The sequence below is a fragment of the Rhodococcus sp. IEGM 1370 genome (assembly GCF_033142325.1).
GTDB lineage: Bacteria > Actinomycetota > Actinomycetes > Mycobacteriales > Mycobacteriaceae > Rhodococcoides.
Window position 1 is genome coordinate 39,917 of sequence record NZ_JAWLRY010000021.1, and the last position, 22,541, is coordinate 62,457.

The window sequence follows — 22,541 nt, forward strand, 5'->3', positions numbered from 1 at the left end:
CGCGCATCGATGTCGATGGTGAACCGTCAGGTCCGGTTGGAGCCGCCCCTTTCGCGTCGTGGTGCTGTCGATCAGTTCCCCGGAGTAAGCGCACTGATGTTCGCCGACGTCCGCTCATCGGTGTCGGAAGTCTCTTGAAAGTAGCGACGGAAAAGCATCCGCATAGATTCGATGACGTCGATGTGCTGCTGAAGAATGATGTCGAGAGAGCGATCTGTGCCGGTGGCCAGGCTGAGAAACTTTGCCTGCAGATCCTGAGCGGACTTCAAGTTGCCCCATTCTTGGAATTCACCCAGCTGGGTCGCTTTGCGCTTCATATCACTGAGATGCGCGAGGTAGGCGGCACAGGCTGCATCACATTCGCTCGCCACGTCCGGCGGAATGGTGATCGTGCCCGCATCGGCCTGGGCATTGAGGTTTTGCCAGTGTGCAATGAGGTTGGGCTGTGATTCCGTCACGTCGTCGGCATCCTTCGATCGGTAGGCACTAGGTCGGCAGTTCGGAATCGAGCGCGGAGACTATGGCGTTGAGTTCCGTGCACGGGTCGTATGGAGGGTTGCGGACCGTTGCGTCCGTGATGATGGTGGCCCTGAGCAGCAGGGCCCCCGCGGCGAAGGCAACGCCGCAATTGAGGGACGCATCAGCACCGACCTGCTGGTACTGGGTGGCGTTACGAGTGCCCACTCGAACAGGAGAGAGCCGGTCGAAGGCGCTCGGATCGTCGATGTAGTCGATGTCCTTCAATCCAGCAAATATTGAAAAGTAATACATGTTGTTCGGCGGGCGATCTTCCCATCCACAGATTTTGATTCCGTACTGATCGCGTCCGAATATCCCCGATTCCTTGGTCTCGGCGTTCAGTCCCGCTCGCTCGATGGCCTCGTCGGGGATGGTGCAGGGATCCCATGGCGTCGTGGGTGCTGCGATGGTGGTGCTGGTCGCGGTCGGAGTCGCGTCGTCCCCTGTAGCGCTCGCACAGCCCGTGAGCAGCATAAGTATCGCCATTGCCGGGAGCCATCGACGTGCCCTGTGCATCGCTGTCGTCCATTCCTCGAGAACACCTATGTTCTTGGACGCAGTTCCGCATCGTCCGGTTCCCGAGACGGTCGAATTCACGCCCCTCGTGGGGATTCGCACCGCGTCCAGGGGGTGCGGATTCCCGCGAGGGGCGTAGATCGGCGGTACTCGAGCGCGATCGCCCGATGGGTTGCCATCGTAGGTGCGTCACTGTGCGGCGTCGGTGAAACAGCCTCGATGACTGCACGATCGAACGGACGCCACCGACGATTCGACTCCATGATCCCTGCGTCGGGCTGTGTCACAGTCGCTTTCGCGCTTGCAGACGCTCCACGAGTCCGAGGTTAAATCTTTCGATGTCCTCGACGGTGAAGGTGTCGTCGCCGACAAGTGCGAGCGATGGGCGTCGCAGGAAGTGCTCACCGCCCACGGGGATGCTCACCAGTTCGACCAGGCGCTGGAGCCATCGAACGACCCGCAAGGACGAGGGGACGTGGTCGGCCAGCAGAAGGGTTCCGCCGGGCCGCAGCACTCGTGTCATTTCCGCGAGAGCGACGTCGGGTGAGGGGATCGCGCACAGGGAGAAGGTGCAGACGACGGTGTCGAACGATGCGTCGGGAAACTGCAGTCCATGCGCATTGCCGAGCATCAGATTGGCATCGGGCATCACCGACTCTGCACGAGTTCGACCGCGCGCCAGCATGTCCGGGCTCAGTTCGATCCCGGTCAAGGCCGCCCGCTCCGGGTAGTGGTCGAGGTTGAGGCCGGTTCCCACCGCGATCTCGAGCACCTCCCCGGTGGCTCGAGAGCAGATCCAGGATCGGGTGTCTCGAAACAGAACGCGGTCGAGAAAGTTCATGTGCTTGTCGTAGTGGACCGACTGCTTGTCCCAGTATCGCTGCCACCTGTCATGCCGTCGATTCATGGCTTCGCGCACGGTGTCGATTGCTCCATGCCCAATCGTCGCATCACAAGACTCGCCGGACACCATCCCACTGCCGAGTAGAACACGAGGTTTCCGCCGACGAACGCCGTCAGTGCTTGCCATCGACGGTCGTGTAGTCGGGTGAGCGCGAGGCTCGCGAGCACCACGGTGCCTGCCAATGCCGGTACTGCGCGATCGATACTCGGGCGGACGGATCCTGCAGCACATGACATGAAGAGATGCTCGATTCTCTGAGTGAACGGTGTTGTTCATGTATACCCTAGGGGGTACAAGTTCGGGTGTCATTTATACCCCCGGGGGTACCGTGCTACCGTTCGGATACCGCCCCCGACCTTTAAGGACACACAGTGAGTTCTACGGACGTTCGAACCGACGAGAGTTCTGCAGACAGCTCGCCGCCAGGGATCACCGGGGGGCCGTTGGCGCGCTTCGGTGCGCGCATGGCAGGCAATTTCAAGTGGGTGGTCACCGCGTGGCTCGTGGTCATCATCGGATTGGGAGCGTTTGCCCCGTCGGTGTTCGGCTCTCTCGCCGGTGCCGGTTGGCAATCCAACGGATCGGAGTCGGTCCAGGTTCGCGAACTCGCACAGGAGCACTTCGGCGGCAACTCTTCTGCCGCGATACAGGTGGTCGTGCACTCGGACACCGAGCAGGTGACGGATCCCGCTGTCGCGGCTGTCATCTCCGAGGTCACCGACATTCTGGCCGCTGACTCGCGGATTTCCGAGGTGATCCCCCCGCAACCGGGGATGTCGATCAGTCCCGACGGGCACACCGGAATCCTCATCGGTGGAGCGAACGGGACGACCGACGAGATGGTGAAGGCCGTCGACGATCTCAAGGGCGACTTGACCGCAGCCTCCACGGACTCGATCGAGGTCTACCCGACCGGAGCATCGGCGCTGTGGAGTGACTTCAACAAGGCCAACCACGACGCGATGATCAAGGCCGAAATCATCTCCTGGCCCGTCACATTGGCGATCATGGTGCTCGCGTTCGGATCCCTCGTCGCGGCAGGCCTGCCCCTGCTGTTGACGCTGGCCGGTCTGGTCGCATCCGCGGGTGGCTTGGTTCTGCTGAACGAAATCACGCCGATCTCGGTGTGGGCCATGAACTTTGCGATGATGTTCGCGCTGGCGCTCGGTATCGACTACGCGCTCTTCCTCGTCGTTCGATTCCGGGATGCGCTCCGAAAGACCATCGACGCCGGACGGATCGACCCGCAGCGTGCAGTGGCAGAAACGATGGACACGGCAGGCAAAGCAGTCCTGCTGTCCGGTCTGACCGTGCTGATCAGCTTGTCTGCCGTGCTTCTCGTACCGGCACCTGCGGTACGCACGATGGCCGTGGGCATCATGCTGGCGGTGGTGTTCGTGCTAGCGGCCACCCTCACACTGCTCCCCGCAGTTCTGGGCAAGCTCGGAGCCAAGGTCAATGCCGGCTCCCTCCCGTACGCGAAGCGTCAGGTGCACCGTTCGCCGAAATTCGCGTCCTGGGGTCAGTTGCTGCACAAGCATCCGTGGCCGTTCGCCATTGGCTCGCTGTTGATTCTGGTGGCGCTGTCGATTCCGGCTCTGGGTCTCAAGGTCGCCATGCCGTCCATTTCGGTTGTGCCCGAGGACGCTCCGGTCCGGCAGGGCTACGAATTGGTGCAGGCACAGATGGGTGAAGGTGCACCAGGAATGCTGCAGATCATCGCCCCCACATCGGAGGCGGAGCAGACCGCGCAGATCGCAGCGAGCGTCGACGGCGTATCGATGGTGACGCCGCCCATGCCCGCCATGGACGGATCCGACTTCGTCATGCTGCAGGCCATCCCGAACGTGGACCCGTCGGACCCCGCACTCGAGACCACACTCGACGCCTTGCGCGCCGAGCTGCCCGAGGGAGCGATCGTCGGCGGTGCACCCGCGGAGAACCTGGACCTGCAGACCGCGTTGAACGAGTATCTGCCGATCGTGGTGTCGGTGATCCTCGTGCTCGGATTCCTGCTGCTGCTGATCGCGCTGCAGGCGCCGCTGATCGCCCTGCTGGGGACCGTGGTCAGCCTGCTGTCCACCGGAGCGGCATTCGGTGTGGCGAAGCTGATCTTCCAGGACGGTCACGGCTCGTCGCTGCTCGGCTTCACGCCGCAGGGATTCCTGAACGGTTGGGGCCCGGTGTTCTTCTTCGCGATGATCTTCGCAATCGCGATGGACTACACGGTGTTTCTGCTGTCGAGCGTCAAGGAACACTACGAGAACACCGGTGATCCGCACGGTTCTCAGGTCGACGGAATGGCGCATTCGGGTCGGGTGATCTTCGCGGCGGCAGCGGTGATGATCGCGGTGTTCTTCTCGTTCGCGCTCGCCGAACCACTGCCACCCAAGGAGATGGGAATCATTCTGGGTGTCGCCGTATTGCTGGACGCGATTCTCATCCGCTTGGTTCTGCTGCCGGTGTTGTTGCGCTTGACCGGCCACGCCGCATGGTGGTCACCCGCGTGGTTGCGTGCGGTACTCCCCAAGATCGGCTTCTCGCACAGCTGAGTGTCACCGATCCAGAGCAACACAGTGGTGGCCGAGGCCGTCCGGCTTCGGCCACCACGACCACTCTTACCCCTAGGGGTAAACTGGAGTTTCATCGAACGAAGGACTGAACGACATGACCGGTGACACCGAAAGCATCGCATTGGTATTGAACCGTCTGCGGCGTGCGCAGGGTCAGCTTGCAGGGGTGATCGCCATGATCGAGAGCGGTCGTGACTGCAAGGATGTCGTCACCCAGCTGGCCGCGGTGTCGAAGGCTCTCGACCGGGCAGGCTTCAAGATCGTCGCCACCGGACTCCGTGAGTGCATCACGGGAGCGGAGACAGGCGAGAAGATGAGCGAAGCGGAACTCGAGAAGCTGTTTCTCGCCCTCGCCTGAGAATCTTCTGCCCACCCCGCAATGGAACGGGGTGGGCAGGACTATTTTCTGGAGAACATGCGGGACAGAAATCCTGGAGACGGCGGATCGGCGTCGTGACCCTTGCATCGATTCGACGAGGGAACGCCTCGCATCACCTGGTCGATGTGCTGGCCGCACCCTGCCCACGTCGTCTTTCCGCACTTCTTGCACGTGACGGCTCTACACATGATTTCTCCTCTGTCACTCGAACACCTGACTCCACTATACCCAAGGGGGTATAGTGGTCAGGTCGAGTGGTGGTTCACACGACGGCGCTGTCGCCGCCCAACGTCATGATTGCCGCCTGCAGCAGCGCAGTGGCCTCATCGGCCACGTCGGCAAGCCCGGAGGCATCGGACAATCCGACCATGACCTGCGGATTCATCGCCTCCACGATCGTGCTGCCTCCGTCGGCTCGGACGACGACGTTGCAGGGCAGCAGCAACCCGACCTGCCGATCCGTGTCGATCGCTCCCTTCGCCAATCGCGGATTGCAGGCACCGAGGATGACATAGCGTTCGATGTCGGCGTCGATCTTCGACTTCAACGTGGCCTGCATGTCGATTTCGGTGAGGATGCCGAAACCTTGTTCGGACAGCGCTTTTCGAGTGGCGTCCACAGTGTCCTCGAACGTGGTGTTCACTCGCGTGCTGATGGCCAATTCGGTCATGATGTTCCGATCCTTCGGTTGTCGAGGGTGACAATGCCGAGCATACCCGCATGGGTATCGCACAGCCGGTGAGATGTCGCGTATCCCGCTGACAGACCGGCGTCGATTTGGCATGGTGGAGGTATGCAGCGGCGCGCGGGCGAGAGTTGGTCCGCGGGACCGGTCTCAGTGTTTTGGGTCGCTCCGCGGGCTCCGCTCTCAGGGGCAACCCCTGGGTACACACGAGAATCGAGCACTGCGTCCGAAGCAGCTCGGCACGCTTCGCGTGCTTGACTGCTCCGAGGACGAAAGATTTCGGTCGCCCCGCGCCGTTGCATGTAACAGCGCTTCACCTGATCGACAGCCGTCCATGACCGAACGCGAATTGTCCCCACGGGCCGCTGCGACACTGGCTCGGTTGGCGGCCGATGCCGAGTGGACGCGATCAGGCCTCGAGGTCGCGTTCGCGCGTCTCACGCCTGAGAAGGCGTCGTGGTTGGCCGATCGCATCATCAATCTGTATCCCAGCCCGCCGTTCGACGAGGCATCGATATTCGTTCTGCTGCGTGACCTTCCGTTCATCTCGGAGCCTTCGAGGTCTTCGCAGCGACCGCAAGTGCGTACCGGCCGCAAACCCTGGCGCTTCGAGGTGCCACGCTACGAAACGACCGGTCAGCTCGCTCGTTCCCTCGACCTGACGATCTCCGAAATCGAATGGTTCGCCGATCTGCAGGGCAGACTCCGAACCGCACCGTTCCCGTTGCAGCACTATCGGTCTGCGCGACTCGACAAGCGGCAGGGAATCCGCCTGCTGGAGGTTCCGAAACCACGACTGCGCGAGATCCAGCGAAAGATACTGCGCCGCATCCTAGACCTAATACCGGCGCATCCGGCGGCGCACGGCTTCCGAAAGGCGCGCAGCCCGCGAACATTTGCGATGCCCCACGCCGAGCGCGACGTGGTGATCTCGGTGGATCTCCGACGATTCTTCCCGTCCATCGGGTTCGACCGAGTGGTCGCGATCTTCGAGGCAGTCGGCTACCCACGGAGGGTCGCGGCAAATCTCGCGGCGCTGTGTACGACGGTCACCCCGGCCGGCGAGTTGATCGGGATGGACCGTCCCACCGCAGCGAGGCTTCGTGCGACACATCTGCCGCAGGGTGCGCCCACGTCTCCTGCGTTGGCCAATCTCGCTGCACGACAACTCGATATCAGAGCCAGCGGACTGGCCCGATCTGTTGGAGCCCGCTATAGCCGATACGCAGACGACCTGGCGTTCTCCGGCGGTGCGGACGTCGACGTCGACAGACTGCTCTGGCTGACCTCCCAGATCGCCCACGACGAGGGCTTCACGATCCATCCGGACAAGACCAGGGTCCGACGCGCGCATCAGAGACAACAGCTCACCGGACTCGTCGTCAACTCGTGGCCGGCAGTGCCGCGAGAAGAGTACGACAATCTCAGGGCGCTGCTGCACAACTGCATCACCGCCGGCGTTGCCGAACAGAACCGGAACGACCACAACGACTTTCGGGCCCATGTCTACGGACGCATCGGCGAGACCAACGAGACGCGACGAGCAAAGCTGCTGAGTATGGCGTCGCAGGTGAACTGGGACTGAGCCGCGAATCAGCTCCTCGGATTCGGATTCCATCCTCCGATCGCAGGCGGGAATCCAGAACTGAGGAGCCGATACACCTCAGAGGGCTCGCACTCGCAGAAGCGCTCCGGTCTGTGGGAACAACACCGGGAGTGCCACGCCGGCCTGCGCGAGCATCGCACCCGACAGTTCCAGTACACCGCCGTCGGCGATCCACGGTGGCAGCGCAATGCCGTTGCCGAGATCGCTGAGCTCACGGACGAATCCGACGCGATACCTGAGGGAGGGATCGAGACCCGGGAGGCGCACGCGATCCGTGCGGTCCTCGGCCGAGGTGTCCATCCGCACCACTGCGTACGCGGCCTCGGAGAAGTCCGCTGCCACGACGCCGTGGACCCAGACGCTCGGGTCGGGGTGGTCGGAGCGCACCACGTCACCGGTGTGCAGTAGCCCGCGCAGTTCCTTGTACAACGTGGTCCAGGCTGCCAGGTACTCGTGATCCTCGGACGAGAGTTCGGTGACGTCCATCTCCAACCCTGCGTGACCGAACAGGGCTGTCAAGCAACGGAATTGGAGCGTGGACCAACGGCCGGACGTGTGCGCGATCTGCGGCCCGACATGGGATCCGATCAGCTCCGGCGGCAGCAACTGCGTCGTCCACCGCTGCAGCCGTTGACGTTCGAGTGGATCGTTGGTGTCCGACGCCCAGACCCGGTCGGTGTGTTCGAGGACCTCGAGGTCGATGCGGGCTCCGCCCGATGCGCAGGACTCGAACTCGACCTGCGGGTGTCGGGACCGCAAGGCGTCGAGTAACCGATAGAACGCCGAGGTCTGGGCATGCACGGCAGCGCGCCCGTCGGTATCGACCGCGAGCATCAAGTCGCGGTTGTGATCCCACTTCACGTAGTCCGGCCGCTCGGTCGCCAACACCGTATCGATGGCCGAGAGGAGATAGTCGAAGACATCCTGGCGCGTCAGATTCAGCACGTGCTGATGACGCCACTCGAGTGGAACTCGACCCGGTGCTGCGAGCAGCCAATCCGGATGCGCCCGAGCGATATCGGAGTCGAGGTTGACCATCTCCGGCTCGAACCACAGGCCGGGGCTCATGCCGAGCTCTCGGACGTGATCGAACAGCGGGGCCAGGCCGTCGGGCCAGACGCCGTCGTCCACCTGCCAGTCGCCGAGGCCGGCCTTGTCGTCGCGGCGGTGGCGGAACCAGCCGTCGTCGAGCACGAACCGTTCGACGCCCACTCGTGCCGCGACGTCCGCGATGCCGCGAAGCCGGGTGAGATCGTGGTCGAAGTAGACGCCCTCCCACACGTTGAGCACCACAGGCCGCGGGGATGTGGGATGTGCTGGGCGAGAGCGCATCCAGCGATGCAGCGATTGCGCCGAACCGTCCAGTCCGGCAGAGGAGTACACGAAATGCACCCACGGAGTCGTGTACGTCTCACCTGGCTGGAGCACCACCTCACCAGGGGCGAGCAGCTCACCGCCGCCCAGTACGCCGGAGGCCTGACCGGCACGCTCGGGCAGGCGCTCGGCCAGGTGCAGGTGATCGCCGCTCCAGGCTACGTGAGCGCCCCATACCTCGCCGCTGCGAAAGCCGAAGCCCTCGCTGCCTGCGGTGAGTACCAGGGTGGCGTCGTGCCCGGTTCTTCCGCGACGCGAAGCGCGCGCCACCGTGCCGTGCTCGAACCGTCGACGCTGCGGGGTGCGTTCGCGGCAGTGCCGGCCGGTGAGGTCGAGAAGTTCGGTTGCATTGTCCGGCAACGGCATCAGGGTCACGACGCCGTCGACGGTCAAGGGGACGCCCGAGACGTTCCGGACACCCTGACGCACCCGCATCGATCCGCCGACCTCGAGCGACAGTTCGATCCACCACGAGACGCCGAGCTCGCCATCGGAAGCGTCCACAGTGCAACCGAATTCGGTAACGGAGATGGTCACATCTGCCCACCGCGGGTACAGCACCGAACCGTCGCGATGCATGGCCAGAGCGGGGGTGCCCTGCCAGGCGTCGTCGCCGCCGGGTGCCAGGGTGAGCCACCGAGGTACGTCGACACTCGAGTGCGGAACCGCTGGTATTGCGGCCCGGCGCAGTTCGGTGAGGTCGCGATCGGAGAGTTCACCGAGATCGGTACCCCAGTGCAGCACGGCCGGAACCGCGGTGGAGGACGGGCCGAGGATCACCATGACTCCGTCACGGCGCAGGACGGTGAAACTCACTTGTTGGCACCCATCGTCAGACCGGAGACGAAATGTCGTTGCAGCGCAATGAAAACCAACACTGTCGGCAGGGCCACCAGCACCGATCCGGCGGCGAGCAGGTTGGTGTCGGTGAAGAAGCTGCCCTGCAGATTCTGCAGCGCCGTTGTCACCGGAAGTTTGTCACCGCTGACCATCAGGGCCAGGGCCCAGAAGAAGTCGTTGTAGATCCACGTCACCATGAGTGTCGCGAGTGCAGCCAACGCAGGCCGACACAGCGGCATGACGACCTGCCAGTACTGCCGGAACAGTCCGGCTCCGTCGACGGTCGCGGCCTCGAGTAGTTCGTGGGGCACGGTCTTCATGTAGTTGCTGAGCACGAAGACACAGAATCCGGTCTGGAATGCGACGTGCACGATGATCAGTCCCCAGTAACTGTCGTACAGCGAGCCCGAGGAGCTCATCCAGTACGGAACCGGAATTGCGTTGTACAGCCGGAACAGTGGGGTCAGCAGTGTCTGCTGGGGTAGCAGATTTCCGGCGATGAACACCGCCAACATGAAGATGTTGAACTTCCAGCTGAACCGCGCCAGGATGAACGCCGCCATCGAGCCGAAGAACAGGATGAGCAGCACCGACGGAACGGTGATGATCAGCGAGTTGAGGAAGTAGTGCGGGATGCCGCCGATCTGCCACGAGTCGATGTAGTTGTCGAACGTGAAGCCGCCAACAGACAGGTAGCCGTTGAGCAGCACGTAGTCGTAGCTGCGGAACGAGTTGTACACCGCCCACGCCAGTGGAAACAGCCAGGCCAGTGCCATGACCGTCAGCAGCACGTATATCGCGATCTGCGCGGTGCCCGCGCGTCGACGATTGGCTACGGCCGCGCGATTGCGGGTCAGCGGATCGCGCTCGGGAGGTGCTGTGCGCGTGAGTGAAGTGGTCATCAGTCTTTGCTCCGAAGAACGATGGCGAGGTACAGGGCGATGAAGACGAGCGAGATGCCGAGCATGATGGTGGCCAGTGCCGAACCGAAGCCGATGCGGCTCGCCTCACCGACGACGTTGGCCGTCACGAGTGCCGAGATCAGCTCGAGTCCGTTGCGGCCCTTGTTGATCACCCACACCAGGTCGAAAGCGCGTAGCGCCTCGATGACGGTGATCACGATGATCAGCAGGTTGGTGTTCTTCATCAGCGGGAAGATGACGCTGAAGAACGTGCGAATCGGTCCGGCTCCGTCCATCACCGCGGCCTCGCGGACGGACGGGTCGATGGCCTTGAGGCCGGCCAAGTACAACAGCATGATGTAGCCGGTGTGCCGCCAGCCTGCTGCGACCATGACGGCCCAGATGTTGATGTCCGGATCGCCGAGCCAGTCGACGTCGGTACCGAGCAGGCTGTTGAGGACGCCGCCCTCGGTGGAGTAGATGAGCTGCCAGATGAAGCCGATGAGGGCCATCGACAGCACCACGGGGATGTAGAAGATGCTCTGGTAGAGCCGAGATCCCTTGAGGTTCTTGTCCAGCAGGATCGCCAGCAGGATGCCGATGACGGTGGGGACGAGGAACAGGAACACCAGCCACAGCACGTTGTTCTGCAACGCCTGCTGGAACGGTGGGTATGCCTGGACCGCGTCGACGTAGTTCTGGGTACCGATCCACTCGATACTCGACGTGCCGCCGATGCCGTCCCACCGTGCGAACGACAGGATCACCGTGAAGACCGTGGGGATCCAGACGAGTCCGATGACGATCATCGCGGGAACGCCGAGCATCATCGCGATGGTCCACTTCTCGCGAACACTGCGCCTGATCTTCGGCGACTTGACCCGTTCGGGTGCGGTCATGGCATTACCTGATCTCGACGTGGGTGAATGGTGTGGGGGCGAACGGGATTCATGTTCCGAACACCGCCGACTTCTGACGCTCGATGCTGCGGACCAATCCGTCGACGTCGTTGGGGTTGCCGATGAACTGTTGCAGGGCCGGGATCATGACGATCGACGCGAAATCGGGACGAGTGTCGCGGTCGAAGAACTGCGTGATCTCTCCGGCGTTCTGGACCAGGTCTGCCGACTTGCGGACCAGCGCAGGGAAATCCGACAGGTCGGCGTCTCGGTGTGCCGGGATGGCCTGCGGATCCTGCTTCGCGTAGGCGACGGCAGGTTCGGGGCCGGTGAGGAAGGTCAGCAGCTTCTCGGCACCGGGGCGATTGCGCGGATCGGCCCGCATCATGAAGCCGTCCATCGGGGCCTCGACCGCGGAACTGCCGATGGCGGAGTCGAGTTCGGGGAAGGGAAAGAAGTCGAGGTCGTCGCGGTCGGGTCCGGCGGGAAAGCTCTGTGCGACGAACATGCCGGCGACCAAGGACCCGACGCTCTTGTTGAGCAGCGCCGTCTGAGCGTCGGCGATCTTTCGACCCAGCGGTTGCGGCTGATGGAACGGCAGAAGCTCACGCCACGTGTCGAATACGGTGCGGACTCGATTGTCGGTCCAGCTGACGTCACCGGCCAACAGGGTGCGGTGGAAGTCGACTCCGTTGAGGCGCAGGTTCAGGTAGTCGAACGTCCCCATCGGCGGCCAGCCGTCACGCGCACCGAAGCCGATCGGGGTGACGCCGTCGGCCTGCATCTGCTTGCTCAGGGTGACCCACTGGTCGTAGGTCTTGGGTGGTTCGTACCCACGCTCGGCCCACAGGCTCGGCCGGTAGAACACTGCCCACGGGTAGTAGAAGAACGGAATCAGATACTGATTGCCGTCGGATCCGGTCGAGTTCTCCTTGAAGGAGTCGCTGTATCCGCCGCCGTTGCTCGCCCACACGCTCGAGACGTCCTCCACCAGACCCTTGTCTGCGAAGTACTTCATTCGATAGCCGCCCATCCAGGTGAACACGTCGTCGGGCGTGCCCTGGAGGTAGTTGTTGACGTTCTCCTGGAACGACGTCGAGTCGACGGTGTTGACGCGGATGTCGCCACCGGTCTGCTGCCGATACATGGCGACGACGTCCTCGACGCCGACCTTGGAGTTCTTGTCCGACAGCCGTGAGCCGAGCGTGATCGTGTTGGGATCGAGACTGCTCGAGCACGACGACAGCACGCCACCTGCGGTGATCGCACCCGCGGCGACGAGCGCAGACCTGAGGAAGTCGCGCCGAGACGGCTGCCAGGTACGCGGCCACTCGTGTGGGTTCATGAGAGTCCTTCGACGGAAAATATCGATAACGATCAGAAGTGAACATTCCGCTGTGCGTTCCGCGGTACTCGACTGACCGTTCGGGGTGATGCAGGTTACAGAAACACGACGCCACGGCGCCTGTCAAGCTCTTCGATGCCCGCTCACCAGCGTCAGTAAGAAAATGTTCATTCATGTTGACATCTGAGAACGTCTCGTTCATATTGTGAGCATGGACACAGCGCGACGCAGCACCTGGCCGACCCAGGGAATCTCCTTCGGGGGCGACTACAACCCCGAGCAGTGGCCCGAGGACGTCTGGCGACGCGACGTAGAACTCATGCACGAGGCCGGCGTCGACTTCGTGACCGTCGGCGTCTTCTCCTGGGCTCGTCTGCAGCCGACCGCCACGACGTGGGACTTCGAGTGGCTCGATCGCGTCATGGATCTGATGCACGAGGGCGATATTCGCGTCGACCTGGCCACGGCAACCGCGTCGCCCCCGCCGTGGTTGGCCACTGCGTACCCGCAGATGCGCCCGGTGGACGAGCGCGGTTACCGGTACGCCATCGGCAGCCGTCAGACGTGGAGCCCCAGTTCTGCCGTGTATCGCGAACATTCACTCGCGCTCGTCGAGAAGATGGCGCACCGCTACGGCGAGCACCCCGCGCTCGCGATGTGGCACGTCTCCAACGAACTCGGCTGCCACAATGCCCTGTGCTACTCCGCCGACAGCGCGCACGCGTTCCGGGAATGGCTCAGCGCCAGGTACATCGACCTCGAAACCCTCAACACCGCGTGGGGCACCGACTTCTGGAGCCAGCGCTACAGCGATTGGGACGAGATCGTTCCCCCGTCGGTGAGCACCACGTTCGGTAATCCCACGCACCAACTCGACTGGCGCCGTTTCTGCTCCGACGCACTCCTCGAGCAGTACCGCGCCGAGAAGGCAGTGCTGAACCGCATCACCCCTGACGTGCCGGTCACCACCAACTTCATGGTGGGTATGGGCCAGGGCCCCGCGCTCGCAGGCAACATGGACTACGCGTCCTGGGCTCCGGAACAGGACATCGTCTCCACCGACCACTACCTCGTCGGCCCTGAGACCGGCGACGGCGCAGCGCATCACAAGCTCTCGTTCTCGGCCGACCTCACACGCGGCGTTGCCGGCCGTCGACCCTGGTTGTTGATGGAGCATTCCACCAGCGCCGTCAACTGGCAGCACATCAACCGCGCCAAGGTGCCCGGTGAGATGATGCGGAACTCGCTGGCGCACATGGCACGTGGAGCAGACGGCATCGCCTACTTCCAGTTCCGCGCCTCCAAGGCCGGCGCGGAGAAGTTCCACTCCGCATTGGTGCCGCACGCGGGCGAGGACTCCGCCCGGTGGCGTGAGGTCGTCGAACTCGGTGCGGCACTGCGTCGCATGGCCCCGGTGGCAGGCAGCACCGTCGACGCTCGGGTCGCCGTGCTCTTCGACTGGGCCTCCCAGTGGGCGTGCGAGCAGGAGGGTCATCCGTCGATGGCGATGCAGCCCATGGAGATTGCCCGCCGCGCCCATCACGGGTTCACCTCCGCAGGCGTGACCTGCGATGTCGTCCCGTCGTCGACGGACCTGAGCGACTACGACGTGATCGTGGTTCCGGCCCTCTACCTGTGCAGTGACGAGACCGCTGCGCGGATTGCCGACGCGGCCGAGGCGGGTGCGCAGGTGCTCGTCACTGCTTTCTCGGGAATCGCCGACGAGGACGACCACGTGCGACTCGGCGGCTACCCGGGGGCCTTCCGAGAGTTGCTCGGAGTCCGCGTCGAAGAGTTCTTCCCGCTCGCCGAGGGCGAGACCCTGTCCCTCGACGACGAGACCGTCGGTGAGATCTGGAGTGAATATCTCACCGCATCCGAGGATGTCGATGTGCTGGCGCGCCACACCAGGGGCCATCTGCGCGGTGTTCCCGCGCTGACCAAGCGGACCGTCGGCACCGGCGCTGCCTGGTATGCGGCCACCGTTCCCGACGCGGCCGGCTGGGCCACGCTGGCCGACAAGCTCTGCGCTGGAGCCGGTATCGAGACTCGACGAGATCTGGGATCCGATGTGGAGGTCGTGCGGCGCTCGGCGGGGGAGCAGTCCTGGCTGTTCGTGCTCAATCACGGAAGTGACAAGGTGAGCGTGCCGGCCACCGGTACCGACCTGGTCAGCGGCGCACACGTCGACAGTGAGCTGATCGTGGCTGCCGGCGGTAGTGCAGTGATTGCCGAGAACAGCTGATGCTCGCCCATCAGCGTCAGCAGAAGATCCTCGACCAGGTGACCGCGCAGGGTGCGGTCAAGGTCGCCGACCTGGGTACTGCACTGTCGGTGTCGGACATGACCATTCGACGCGACATCAACGAATTGGTGGCTCGCGGTCTGGTCGAGCGGGTGCACGGCGGTGTCACGCTGCCACGATCGGCGAGCGTGTTCGAGCCGGGCTTCTCCGCGAAGTCCGAACTGGATCGAGATGCCAAGGCGGACATAGCCAAGGCCGCAGCGCGGTTCGTGCGGCCGGGGACCTCCATCGGCATCTCCGGCGGCACCACGACGCATGCGCTCGCTCAGGAACTACTCGACATCCCGGACATAACCGTCGTCACCAATTCGCTTCCCGTTGCCGAGGTCTTCCACACCGGGGGCCGAACGGATCAGACCGTCCTGCTCACCGGCGGACAACGCACGCCCTCCTATGCGCTGGTCGGACCACTCACCGTCAGCGCATTGCAGAGCATCCACCTGGACATGCTGTTCCTCGGAACGCACGGAGTGGACATCGAATCAGGGCTCACCTGCCCCAATCTGATGGAAGCGCAGACCAATCAGGCGCTGGTGGCATCGTCTCGACGCGTCATCGTGCTGGCCGACCACACCAAATGGGGTGTCCGCGCGCTCGCCAACACCATCCCGCTCTCCCGCGTCGACGTGTTCGTCACCGATGCCGGGCTCGACCCCGGCGTGCAGGACGCGTTGTCCGAGGTGGTCGACGACGTGGTGATCGCCGGACGGCCCGTCGACACGAACGAGGAACGAGTACTCGATGACCGCGCATGACGCCACGACGCACGCACTGCGCAAGACGTCGACCACTCTGGCCGACGGCCGCGAGCTGATCTACTACGACGACACCGAGCCGTACGTCTCCGGCGGAGCCACCCGAGACCTGGTCGATACCCGCGCTCTCTCACCGTCGATGTCGCAGTCGCAGATGCGATTCGACGTCCTCACGGGCGAATGGATCGTCATCGCGGCGCAGCGAATGGACCGCACGTTCCTGCCCCCGGCCGACGCGTCGCCGTTGGCACCGAGCCGCCCCGACAGGCCGGCGACAGAGATTCCAGCTGCGGACTACGACGTGGTGGTGTTCGAGAACCGGTTCCCATCACTGTCCGAAACTGCTGCACAACAGACGCTTCCGACAGAGGTGGAAGGCGAGGCGCTATGGCCGCTCGCGCCCGGCACCGGACGCTGCGAGGTGATCTGCTTCGCCAGTGATCCCGAGGCTTCCTTCGTCTCGCTGGAGCTCTCCCGCGTCCGCACCATCATCGACGTCTGGGCCGATCGCACAGCGGCTCTGTCGGCAATACCGGGCGTGCAGCAGGTGTTCTGCTTCGAGAACCGCGGCAAGGAAATCGGCGTCACACTGACGCATCCGCACGGTCAGATCTACGCCTACCCCTATCTTCCGCCTCGCACCGACGCCATGATGCGACAGTCGCGCACACACTTCGAGCGCACCGGCCGAGTGCTGCTGGCCGATGTACTCGCCGCCGAGCTGCGTTCGGGTCGACGCATCGTGGTCGACGCCGAACACTGGGTCGCGTACGTCCCGGCGGCGTCGCGCTGGCCCGTCGAGGTACATCTCGCTCCTCGTCGCGACGTCGCGGACCTCGCCGAGCTGAACGGTGCAGAGCGAGACGAACTGGCCGGGGTCTACCGCGAGCTGCTGCGCGGTGTCGATGCATTCTTCGAAGGCGTCGACGAAGTGCCGTACATCTCGGCGTGGCATCAGGCCCCCGTCGGAGCCGATCGCGAACTGGGACGTCTGCACCTGCAACTGTTTTCGATGATGCGCTCGCCGGGCAGGATGAAGTTTCTGGCCGGGTCGGAATCGGCGATGGGTGCGTGGGTCAACGACACCACGCCCGAGCGGATCGCCGATCGCCTGCGCGAGGTGCTGGCATGAATTGGCTCGAGGTTGTGCCCGAGGAGGATCTCGCCGACGGTGCTGCGGCGTTGTTCCGCAGTGCATTCGGCGGCGAACCCGACGGCGTCTGGGTCGCTCCCGGACGCGTCAATCTCATCGGTGAGCACATCGATTACGCAGGCGGACTGGTGTTGCCGTTCGCGCTGCCGTACGCAACCGCAGTCGCTGTACGGCGCCGCGAGGACACCACGATGCGTGCCGTGTCCACACACACCGACGAGCCGTGGACCGGTGAGCTCGGCGACATCGGGCCGGGCACGCCGTCGGGCTGGGCCGCCTACGTTGCGGGCGTGTCCTGGGCATTGCGGGAACACGGGGTTCGCGGAGCCGATGTTGCCGTGCACTCCTCGGTACCGGTGGGCTCGGGCCTGTCGAGTTCGGCGGCCCTCGAATGCTCGTTCGCGCTGGCGCTCGACGACCTCTTCGATCTGCAGGTCGATCGGAAAGTGTTGATCGACGCCAGTATTTGGGCCGAGAACGAGATCGCCGGTGCGTCGACCGGCGGCATGGATCAGAACATCGCGATGTCGGCCCAGTCGGGACATGCGCTGCTACTCGACTGTCTCGACGGTTCGACGCGTCAGATTCCCCTCGATCTCGCCGCGTCGGGAACTCGGTTGCTGGTGATCGACACCAACGCGCCGCATCGGTTGGTCGACGGCCAGTACGGGGAACGCCGGAAGGCGCTGGACACCGCGTACGCCGAATTGGGGGTGACGACGCTGCGCGGTCTCGATCTGGACAAGGCGGTATCGGGACTCGTCGACGACACCCTGATCGCGCGAGTTCGCCACGTGATCAGCGAAATTCGCCGAGTCGAACAGTCTGCCGAACTGCTCGACCGCGGCGCCGCAGGAGTCGAACTCGGTGAGTTGATGACGGCCTCGCACGCGTCCTTGCGAGACGACTACGAGGTCAGCTCACCGGAGCTGGACAGTGCGGTCGATGCGTCGCTGCGCGCGGGTGCATACGGGGCCCGGATGACCGGCGGGGGATTCGGCGGCTCTGCCATTGCGCTGGTTCCCTCGGAGCTGGTCCAGGCTGTGGTGGACGAGATCGCCACCGGTGCAGCACGATCCGGGCTGCCGGAACCCACTTTTCTGACTGCCGAGCCCTCCGGCTCCGCGCATCGATTCTTCTAACCTCTACAAAGGAGCACTCCCATGGCACAGGTCACGTACGAAGGAGCGACCAAGCTCTATCCGGGATCGGACGTCGCGGCGGTCGAATCGTTGGACCTCGCCATCGAGGACGGCGAGTTTCTGGTTCTCGTCGGTCCGTCCGGCTGCGGAAAGTCCACCTCGTTGCGCATGCTTGCCGGGCTCGAGGACGTCGACTACGGTGCCATCAAGATCGGCGATCGCGACGTCACGTCGCTGGCACCGAAGGAACGCGACATCGCGATGGTGTTCCAGAACTACGCGCTGTACCCGCACATGACCGTCGCCAAGAACATGGGCTTCGCACTGCAGATCGCCGGCATGGACAAGGCCGAAGTGGGCCGACGCGTCGAGGAAGCGGCGAAGATACTCGACCTCACCGACTACCTCGGCCGTAAACCCAAGGCGCTCTCCGGCGGTCAGCGTCAGCGCGTCGCGATGGGCCGCGCGATCGTGCGGAACCCGCAGGTGTTCCTCATGGACGAGCCGCTGTCCAACCTCGACGCCAAGCTCCGCGTTCAGACTCGCACGCAGATTTCGTTGTTGCAGCGCAGGCTCGGCACCACCACGGTGTACGTCACCCACGATCAGGTCGAGGCCATGACGATGGGTGATCGTGTGGCGATCATGAAAGCCGGTGTGCTGCAGCAGTGTGCCAGCCCGAAGGAGCTGTACGAGCGCCCGGTCAACGCATTCGTCGCCGGGTTCATCGGCTCTCCCGCGATGAATCTGTTCGAGGTCGACGTGGTCGCCGGAGCCGCGAAGCTGGGCTCGCTGTCGGTCCCCATCGAGCGTGCCATCGCCGACCGGATCGACGGCAGCCGCGTCACGATGGGCGTGCGACCGGAAGCCTGGACGCTCTCCGAGTCCGGTACCGACATCGTCGTCGACGTCGTCGAGGAACTCGGAGCGGACGCCTACATCTACGGCCGGACCGTCGAGGACGCGTCGAATCTCGGCACCGTCGGGGCACAGATCATCGCGCGCATCCCCGATATCGCAACCCCGTCGCAGGGCGATGTCCTCCGAATCGCCCCACGCGCGGAGTCCGCTCACTACTTCTCGACGACAACAGGATTGAACCTGCGCCCCTAGGGCCACCTCTCGCTTCTCAACGGCTGTTGCGTTAGTCTCCTCGGCGGGGTGAGTCCGATCTGCACCAATTGCGGATCCACTATTTTTCCGGGGGATACGAAGTGTCGAAGAAGTGGTTGCGCGGCGTCGTGGTGTCTGCGGTGGCGGTCGCGTTGTGTCCGATCGCTACGGCCTCGGCGGATTCTGCGCCGAGTCCGGCACCAGCGACCATCATGGGGTCCATCGACAACGGGCCGGGTCACTTCAGCGTTTTCCGTACCGTCGACAGCGGCCAGCGTCCGACCGCGGAGGACAACGCGGCGTGCAACGACTACTTCGGCTCTCCGCGTTCTATGACCGTTGTCGAGCGCCTCGACGCACGGATGTACACCTTCACCAACGACCCGTCGACGGGCTTCTTGCAGAACCCGACGGCTCAGAACGTCGGACCGATCTACGTGTGCGCCGGGCCGATCATCGACGGCCAGGCCTTCCTCGACCAGTGGGGCGCACTGACAGCCCCCGGACTGGGCGAGTTGTCGATGTATGGGCCGTGCGGGATCGAGTTCATGATCGGGTTGCCCGGTCGCGCGGCCGTCGATTGTGTTCTGCGAGTGAACCCCAACGATTCCGGGGTCATCGACGGTGTCGCGACCAGCAACTCGATCGCCAACCCGCTTCGCCTGCCGGACGGACGCACCGGCTCGCTGTGGACGCTCTACACACTCGGTGAAGGGACCGCTCCCGTTCCGGAACCCGTTGCGGGAACAGCGCAACCGACCGGTTCCGTGAAGTACAGCGTCGGGCGCGAGGTGAACTCGGTCTCGACCGGAAGCACTCCCGCATGCCCGGGTGGAGTGCGCACGACGGAGATTCACGCGGTGTCGGTGGACGCCGCCACCGGCGCGGCATCGACCGAGCCCTCCGCAGACGTCGCAGCCACCGCATCGATCTGCTACCAGAACCCGTCGTCTCCCGATTTCGGCGCGTCGTTGAGCATCACGAGCTACGGTGTGACGCCTGCGCTCACGGCCACGTCCATCGGACAGTGCCGTCGTATCGATCTGCCGATCGAACCGGGCACCGTGCAGCAGTCCTGCGGCTTCACCTTGCCACCGCAGCCTGCTCTCGGCCTGACCGGCGGCCAGGTGACACTCAACGGTTTGGTTCCGACGAACGATGCTGCAGGATCGGCCAATTCGGCCATCTGGACCACCTCGTTCCTCGGTTCCATCACCCCTCGATGAGCGGACGTCGGATCGGGGTGCGCCTCGATCCGGTGCTACCGTCGGCCGGTGCACCTCGTCGTTCCCTCCGATGACTTCGCCGCCGCCTGGCGGGAGGCTCATGCAGAGTGGGGGCCTGGGTTCCACGAGGACGGCTTCGGGCTGACGGCCGACGACGATGTCGAGTCGGCACAGGGCTTTTCGGACTGGGTCGAGCGGCTTCGGGTCGACGCCGAGTGCACGTACCGCTGGATCGTGCAGGGCGAACGCGTAGTGGGCGGCATCGCACTCAGACACGACAGCCATGAACTCGCCGACCGTCTCGGGCACCTCGGCTACGGGGTTCGACCGTCCGAACGAGGTCGGGGAGTTGCCTCCTGGGCGGTTCGCGAGATGCTGAGGTTCGCCGCACAACTGGGCATGACCCGGGTAACGGCGGTATGCGACGTGGACAACGCGGCCTCGATCGCGACGCTGGAGCGAGCAGGAGGCGTACGTGTCGACTTCATCGGGTCGGCGGTTCGCTTCTCGATTCCCGTGTCCTGAAGAATCGGGTGCAGCTGACCGCGCTCACCGCGGTCCAGTGCACCCGATTTTGTTCTCTTGACCCTCACACTGTGTGAGACGAGAACCTCGGAGGGTCATGTTCAGCATTGGAGAGTTCGCATCGATCGGCCGGGTGTCGGTTCGGATGCTTCGGCATTACGACGAGATCGGGCTGTTGACGCCGGCACGGGTGGATCCGTTCACGGGCTATCGCTCGTACGACGGTTCGCAGTTCGAGGTTCTGGGACGCGTTCTCATGTTCAAGGACCTCGGGTTCAGGCTCGACGAGGTGACGCAGATCGTGCACGGACAGGTCGATGATGATCGGCTACGCGAGATGCTCGCCGCGAAGCGTGATGATGTCGCGCGTCGACTCGATCTCGATGCCGCTCGTCTGCGTCGCATCGATGCGCGGCTCTCCCACACCGAAGGGATTTCGATGATCACCGTGGACACCAAGTCGTTGCCACCCACCCGTGTTGCTCTCGTCACCGATACCGCGGCCGGGTTCGGGCCCGAGAACATCGGTCCGGTCATCGGCCCGATGTACGCCCGACTCGCCCAGACGCTCGCTGGGCACGGCGTGACGTTCGGGCCGTCGTCGATCGCCATGTACGAGGCCGTCGACGACGGGGACGGCAGCGGCATCACCGTGCATGCCGCATTCGAGGTGACACCTGAGGTCGTTTCGGGTGAGGGCTTCGAGGTTCGTGCGCTTCCGCCCGTCGAACTCGCGGTGACCACCGTTCACCACGGTTCGATGGCCACGATCGGTGAGACCTGGGAACAGTTCATGGCGTGGATCGAGGCCAACGGCTACGAACTCTCGGGTGTCTGCCGCGAGTACTACCTGGTATCGGAGCCGCAGCCGCAGGAGAACTGGGTCACCGAGCTGCAGCAGCCGGTCGTTCGACGTCAGGACGCCTGAGCGAACTCCACGAGAGCGGTGCACTGGCAGCCGCCGGTGACCTCCTCGCATTCGAGCACCAGGAAGTGGCGGACGTACTCGAGGTCCACGCAGTCCGGCTCCGTGCACTCCGCACCGCCGACCGCGTGGATCACGAGTGTGCCGTGGCAGGTATCGAAGCGTGCGGACATGCGAATCCCTTTCTGTCGTATCTCTCTACATCCTTGATATCACCGGGCTCCGACAAGTTCGGGAGAAGACGACCGTGTTCGACGCCTGAGCTGGGTCGCGATCATGATCGTCAGAGCCGGAATCCAGGCGTATCCCAGGGCGGTCCTGATGATGGTTCGGTCGCCCAGCCACGCTCCGGCCGACACCAGTACACCTGCCCACACGACAGCGGCCAGCAGGCTGAGCACCACGTATTCGCGATGCCGCAGTGAGGAGGTCGCGACGAGTCGGGGCGTGATGGTGCGGACACCCCCGATGAGGTGACCGGCAGTGGCGACAGCGCGTGGTCGTGATCGTGCGTGTGTGGCCAGCCCGTGGACAACCCTGATCACCGCGGCAGGCAGCGCCGACTCTGCACGCCCGAGACCCAACACCGTGCCGGTGCGGCGACCGTGCCAGAACGCCCACTGCGCCCCGAGGCTCGACGCGACCGCGGCGGTGACGACGGCAGGGAGCCACGGTACGACGCCGATCGACGTCAGCACCCCGAGCGTGATCGGGACGCTGTTTCCTGGTGTGAAGAGACCGAGCAACGACGCGGACTCGAACGCCAGCAGCACGAATACGACGGCGAAGACGACCCATACGGGCACGGACGACAACCGGTCCACATCGAGGATGTTCAGGTTCATACTTGTCGAA

At 64.1% G+C, this 22,541-nt stretch carries 22 protein-coding genes; 11 read left to right on the forward strand and 11 right to left on the reverse strand.

Annotation, left to right across the window (positions count from 1 at the left end; translation table 11 throughout):
- Positions 1 to 71: 71 nt before the first annotated feature.
- From R4P47_RS20970 to R4P47_RS20985, 4 genes are all read right to left on the reverse strand, one after another.
- Positions 72 to 458 carry a hypothetical protein gene (locus R4P47_RS20970; protein WP_317785614.1) on the reverse strand — a complete coding sequence of 129 codons (387 nt, stop codon included), beginning with the start codon at positions 456 to 458 and terminating at the stop codon, positions 72 to 74.
- Between the two features lie 28 nt (positions 459 to 486).
- Positions 487 to 993, reverse strand: coding sequence for a DUF3558 family protein (locus R4P47_RS20975; RefSeq protein ID WP_317785615.1), 507 nt, complete (start codon positions 991 to 993; stop codon positions 487 to 489).
- A gap of 325 nt (positions 994 to 1,318) precedes the next feature.
- Positions 1,319 to 1,942 (reverse strand): class I SAM-dependent methyltransferase, encoded by a 624-nt coding sequence (locus R4P47_RS20980; RefSeq protein WP_317785616.1) that lies wholly within the window; start codon positions 1,940 to 1,942, stop codon positions 1,319 to 1,321.
- Positions 1,939 to 2,175, reverse strand: a complete 237-nt coding sequence (locus R4P47_RS20985; RefSeq protein ID WP_068045302.1) for a DUF2892 domain-containing protein — start codon at positions 2,173 to 2,175, stop codon at positions 1,939 to 1,941. Before R4P47_RS20985 ends, R4P47_RS20980 begins: the two co-directional genes overlap by 4 nt.
- A gap of 135 nt (positions 2,176 to 2,310) precedes the next feature.
- On the opposite strand from R4P47_RS20985, the gene R4P47_RS20990 reads away from it, so the two are divergent.
- Positions 2,311 to 4,491, forward strand: a complete 2,181-nt coding sequence (locus R4P47_RS20990) for an MMPL family transporter (protein ID WP_094670408.1) — start codon at positions 2,311 to 2,313, stop codon at positions 4,489 to 4,491.
- Positions 4,492 to 4,606: 115 nt separating this feature from the next.
- Entirely contained in the window at positions 4,607 to 4,870 is a 264-nt protein-coding gene (locus R4P47_RS20995; RefSeq protein ID WP_011331580.1) for a metal-sensitive transcriptional regulator, read from the forward strand.
- Positions 4,871 to 5,153: 283 nt separating this feature from the next.
- On the opposite strand, the gene R4P47_RS21000 is transcribed toward R4P47_RS20995, so the two are convergent.
- Positions 5,154 to 5,561 carry a DUF302 domain-containing protein gene (locus tag R4P47_RS21000; protein WP_068045290.1) on the reverse strand — a complete coding sequence of 136 codons (408 nt, stop codon included), beginning with the start codon at positions 5,559 to 5,561 and terminating at the stop codon, positions 5,154 to 5,156.
- A gap of 349 nt (positions 5,562 to 5,910) precedes the next feature.
- Here R4P47_RS21000 and R4P47_RS21005 point away from each other — a divergent pair, with 349 nt between their 5' ends.
- The gene (locus tag R4P47_RS21005) at positions 5,911 to 7,161 is read left to right on the forward strand and encodes a reverse transcriptase family protein (protein WP_317785617.1); all 1,251 of its coding nucleotides are present in this window, start codon (positions 5,911 to 5,913) and stop codon (positions 7,159 to 7,161) included.
- Positions 7,162 to 7,239: 78 nt separating this feature from the next.
- Here the strand turns inward: R4P47_RS21005 and R4P47_RS21010 are convergent, their stop codons facing one another.
- Genes R4P47_RS21010 through R4P47_RS21025 form a run of 4 tightly spaced genes read right to left on the reverse strand, consistent with a single transcriptional unit; the run spans position 7,240 to position 12,542 of the window.
- Entirely contained in the window at positions 7,240 to 9,372 is a 2,133-nt protein-coding gene (locus R4P47_RS21010) for an alpha-galactosidase (protein WP_317785618.1), read from the reverse strand.
- On the reverse strand, positions 9,369 to 10,298 hold the full coding sequence (locus R4P47_RS21015; protein ID WP_269595789.1) for a carbohydrate ABC transporter permease: 930 nt from the start codon (positions 10,296 to 10,298) through the stop codon (positions 9,369 to 9,371). Before R4P47_RS21015 ends, R4P47_RS21010 begins: the two co-directional genes overlap by 4 nt.
- Positions 10,298 to 11,197, reverse strand: a complete 900-nt coding sequence (locus tag R4P47_RS21020) for a carbohydrate ABC transporter permease (RefSeq protein WP_068045284.1) — start codon at positions 11,195 to 11,197, stop codon at positions 10,298 to 10,300. The genes R4P47_RS21015 and R4P47_RS21020 overlap by 1 nt, the downstream gene beginning before the upstream one ends.
- Positions 11,198 to 11,246: 49 nt before the next feature.
- Positions 11,247 to 12,542: an ABC transporter substrate-binding protein gene (locus R4P47_RS21025; RefSeq protein WP_317532959.1), complete on the reverse strand. Its 1,296-nt coding sequence runs from the start codon at positions 12,540 to 12,542 to the stop codon at positions 11,247 to 11,249.
- Positions 12,543 to 12,753: 211 nt separating this feature from the next.
- On the opposite strand from R4P47_RS21025, the gene R4P47_RS21030 reads away from it, so the two are divergent.
- From R4P47_RS21030 to R4P47_RS21065, 8 genes are all read left to right on the forward strand, one after another.
- Positions 12,754 to 14,787 carry a beta-galactosidase gene (locus tag R4P47_RS21030; RefSeq protein WP_317785619.1) on the forward strand — a complete coding sequence of 678 codons (2,034 nt, stop codon included), beginning with the start codon at positions 12,754 to 12,756 and terminating at the stop codon, positions 14,785 to 14,787.
- Positions 14,787 to 15,602 (forward strand): DeoR/GlpR family DNA-binding transcription regulator, encoded by an 816-nt coding sequence (locus tag R4P47_RS21035; protein ID WP_269595787.1) that lies wholly within the window; start codon positions 14,787 to 14,789, stop codon positions 15,600 to 15,602. Before R4P47_RS21030 ends, R4P47_RS21035 begins: the two co-directional genes overlap by 1 nt.
- Entirely contained in the window at positions 15,589 to 16,734 is a 1,146-nt protein-coding gene (gene galT, locus R4P47_RS21040; protein ID WP_317785620.1) for a galactose-1-phosphate uridylyltransferase, read from the forward strand. Before R4P47_RS21035 ends, galT begins: the two co-directional genes overlap by 14 nt.
- Positions 16,731 to 17,897 carry a galactokinase gene (gene galK, locus R4P47_RS21045; protein ID WP_317785621.1) on the forward strand — a complete coding sequence of 389 codons (1,167 nt, stop codon included), beginning with the start codon at positions 16,731 to 16,733 and terminating at the stop codon, positions 17,895 to 17,897. Before galT ends, galK begins: the two co-directional genes overlap by 4 nt.
- Before the next feature lie 21 nt (positions 17,898 to 17,918).
- The gene (locus R4P47_RS21050; protein ID WP_300515952.1) at positions 17,919 to 19,010 is read left to right on the forward strand and encodes an ABC transporter ATP-binding protein; all 1,092 of its coding nucleotides are present in this window, start codon (positions 17,919 to 17,921) and stop codon (positions 19,008 to 19,010) included.
- A 101-nt stretch (positions 19,011 to 19,111) separates the two neighbouring features.
- On the forward strand, positions 19,112 to 20,236 hold the full coding sequence (locus R4P47_RS21055) for a hypothetical protein (RefSeq protein ID WP_317785622.1): 1,125 nt from the start codon (positions 19,112 to 19,114) through the stop codon (positions 20,234 to 20,236).
- A 48-nt stretch (positions 20,237 to 20,284) separates the two neighbouring features.
- Positions 20,285 to 20,761, forward strand: a complete 477-nt coding sequence (locus R4P47_RS21060) for a GNAT family N-acetyltransferase (RefSeq protein ID WP_317785623.1) — start codon at positions 20,285 to 20,287, stop codon at positions 20,759 to 20,761.
- Positions 20,762 to 20,858: 97 nt separating this feature from the next.
- A complete protein-coding gene (locus R4P47_RS21065; RefSeq protein WP_317785624.1) occupies positions 20,859 to 21,689 on the forward strand; it encodes a MerR family transcriptional regulator in 831 nt (276 codons plus the stop codon).
- Here R4P47_RS21065 and R4P47_RS21070 read toward each other — a convergent pair.
- Together R4P47_RS21070 and R4P47_RS21075 are read right to left on the reverse strand one after the other, a co-directional pair.
- Entirely contained in the window at positions 21,677 to 21,859 is a 183-nt protein-coding gene (locus tag R4P47_RS21070) for a hypothetical protein (RefSeq protein WP_068045244.1), read from the reverse strand. The genes R4P47_RS21065 and R4P47_RS21070 overlap by 13 nt on opposite strands.
- Before the next feature lie 39 nt (positions 21,860 to 21,898).
- Positions 21,899 to 22,531 carry a DedA family protein gene (locus tag R4P47_RS21075; protein ID WP_149407659.1) on the reverse strand — a complete coding sequence of 211 codons (633 nt, stop codon included), beginning with the start codon at positions 22,529 to 22,531 and terminating at the stop codon, positions 21,899 to 21,901.
- Positions 22,532 to 22,541: the final 10 nt, after the last annotated feature.

Excerpts from the sequence above, each read along its gene's own strand:
- galK (WP_317785621.1), top strand. The coding sequence starts at position 16,731 with ATGAATTGGCTCGAGGTTGTGCCCGAGGAGGATCTCGCCGACGGTGCT.
- R4P47_RS21000 (WP_068045290.1), bottom strand. The coding sequence starts at position 5,561 with ATGACCGAATTGGCCATCAGCACGCGAGTGAACACCACGTTCGAGGAC.
- R4P47_RS21005 (WP_317785617.1), top strand. The coding sequence starts at position 5,911 with ATGACCGAACGCGAATTGTCCCCACGGGCCGCTGCGACACTGGCTCGG.
- R4P47_RS20975 (WP_317785615.1), bottom strand. The coding sequence starts at position 993 with ATGCTGCTCACGGGCTGTGCGAGCGCTACAGGGGACGACGCGACTCCG.
- R4P47_RS21070 (WP_068045244.1), bottom strand. The coding sequence starts at position 21,859 with ATGTCCGCACGCTTCGATACCTGCCACGGCACACTCGTGATCCACGCG.
- R4P47_RS20995 (WP_011331580.1), top strand. The coding sequence starts at position 4,607 with ATGACCGGTGACACCGAAAGCATCGCATTGGTATTGAACCGTCTGCGG.
- R4P47_RS21065 (WP_317785624.1), top strand. The coding sequence starts at position 20,859 with ATGTTCAGCATTGGAGAGTTCGCATCGATCGGCCGGGTGTCGGTTCGG.
- R4P47_RS21015 (WP_269595789.1), bottom strand. The coding sequence starts at position 10,298 with ATGACCACTTCACTCACGCGCACAGCACCTCCCGAGCGCGATCCGCTG.
- R4P47_RS20985 (WP_068045302.1), bottom strand. The coding sequence starts at position 2,175 with ATGTCATGTGCTGCAGGATCCGTCCGCCCGAGTATCGATCGCGCAGTA.
- R4P47_RS21030 (WP_317785619.1), top strand. The coding sequence starts at position 12,754 with ATGGACACAGCGCGACGCAGCACCTGGCCGACCCAGGGAATCTCCTTC.
- R4P47_RS21020 (WP_068045284.1), bottom strand. The coding sequence starts at position 11,197 with ATGACCGCACCCGAACGGGTCAAGTCGCCGAAGATCAGGCGCAGTGTT.
- R4P47_RS21050 (WP_300515952.1), top strand. The coding sequence starts at position 17,919 with ATGGCACAGGTCACGTACGAAGGAGCGACCAAGCTCTATCCGGGATCG.
- galT (WP_317785620.1), top strand. The coding sequence starts at position 15,589 with ATGACCGCGCATGACGCCACGACGCACGCACTGCGCAAGACGTCGACC.
- R4P47_RS21075 (WP_149407659.1), bottom strand. The coding sequence starts at position 22,531 with ATGAACCTGAACATCCTCGATGTGGACCGGTTGTCGTCCGTGCCCGTA.
- R4P47_RS21025 (WP_317532959.1), bottom strand. The coding sequence starts at position 12,542 with ATGAACCCACACGAGTGGCCGCGTACCTGGCAGCCGTCTCGGCGCGAC.
- R4P47_RS20980 (WP_317785616.1), bottom strand. The coding sequence starts at position 1,942 with ATGAATCGACGGCATGACAGGTGGCAGCGATACTGGGACAAGCAGTCG.
- R4P47_RS21035 (WP_269595787.1), top strand. The coding sequence starts at position 14,787 with ATGCTCGCCCATCAGCGTCAGCAGAAGATCCTCGACCAGGTGACCGCG.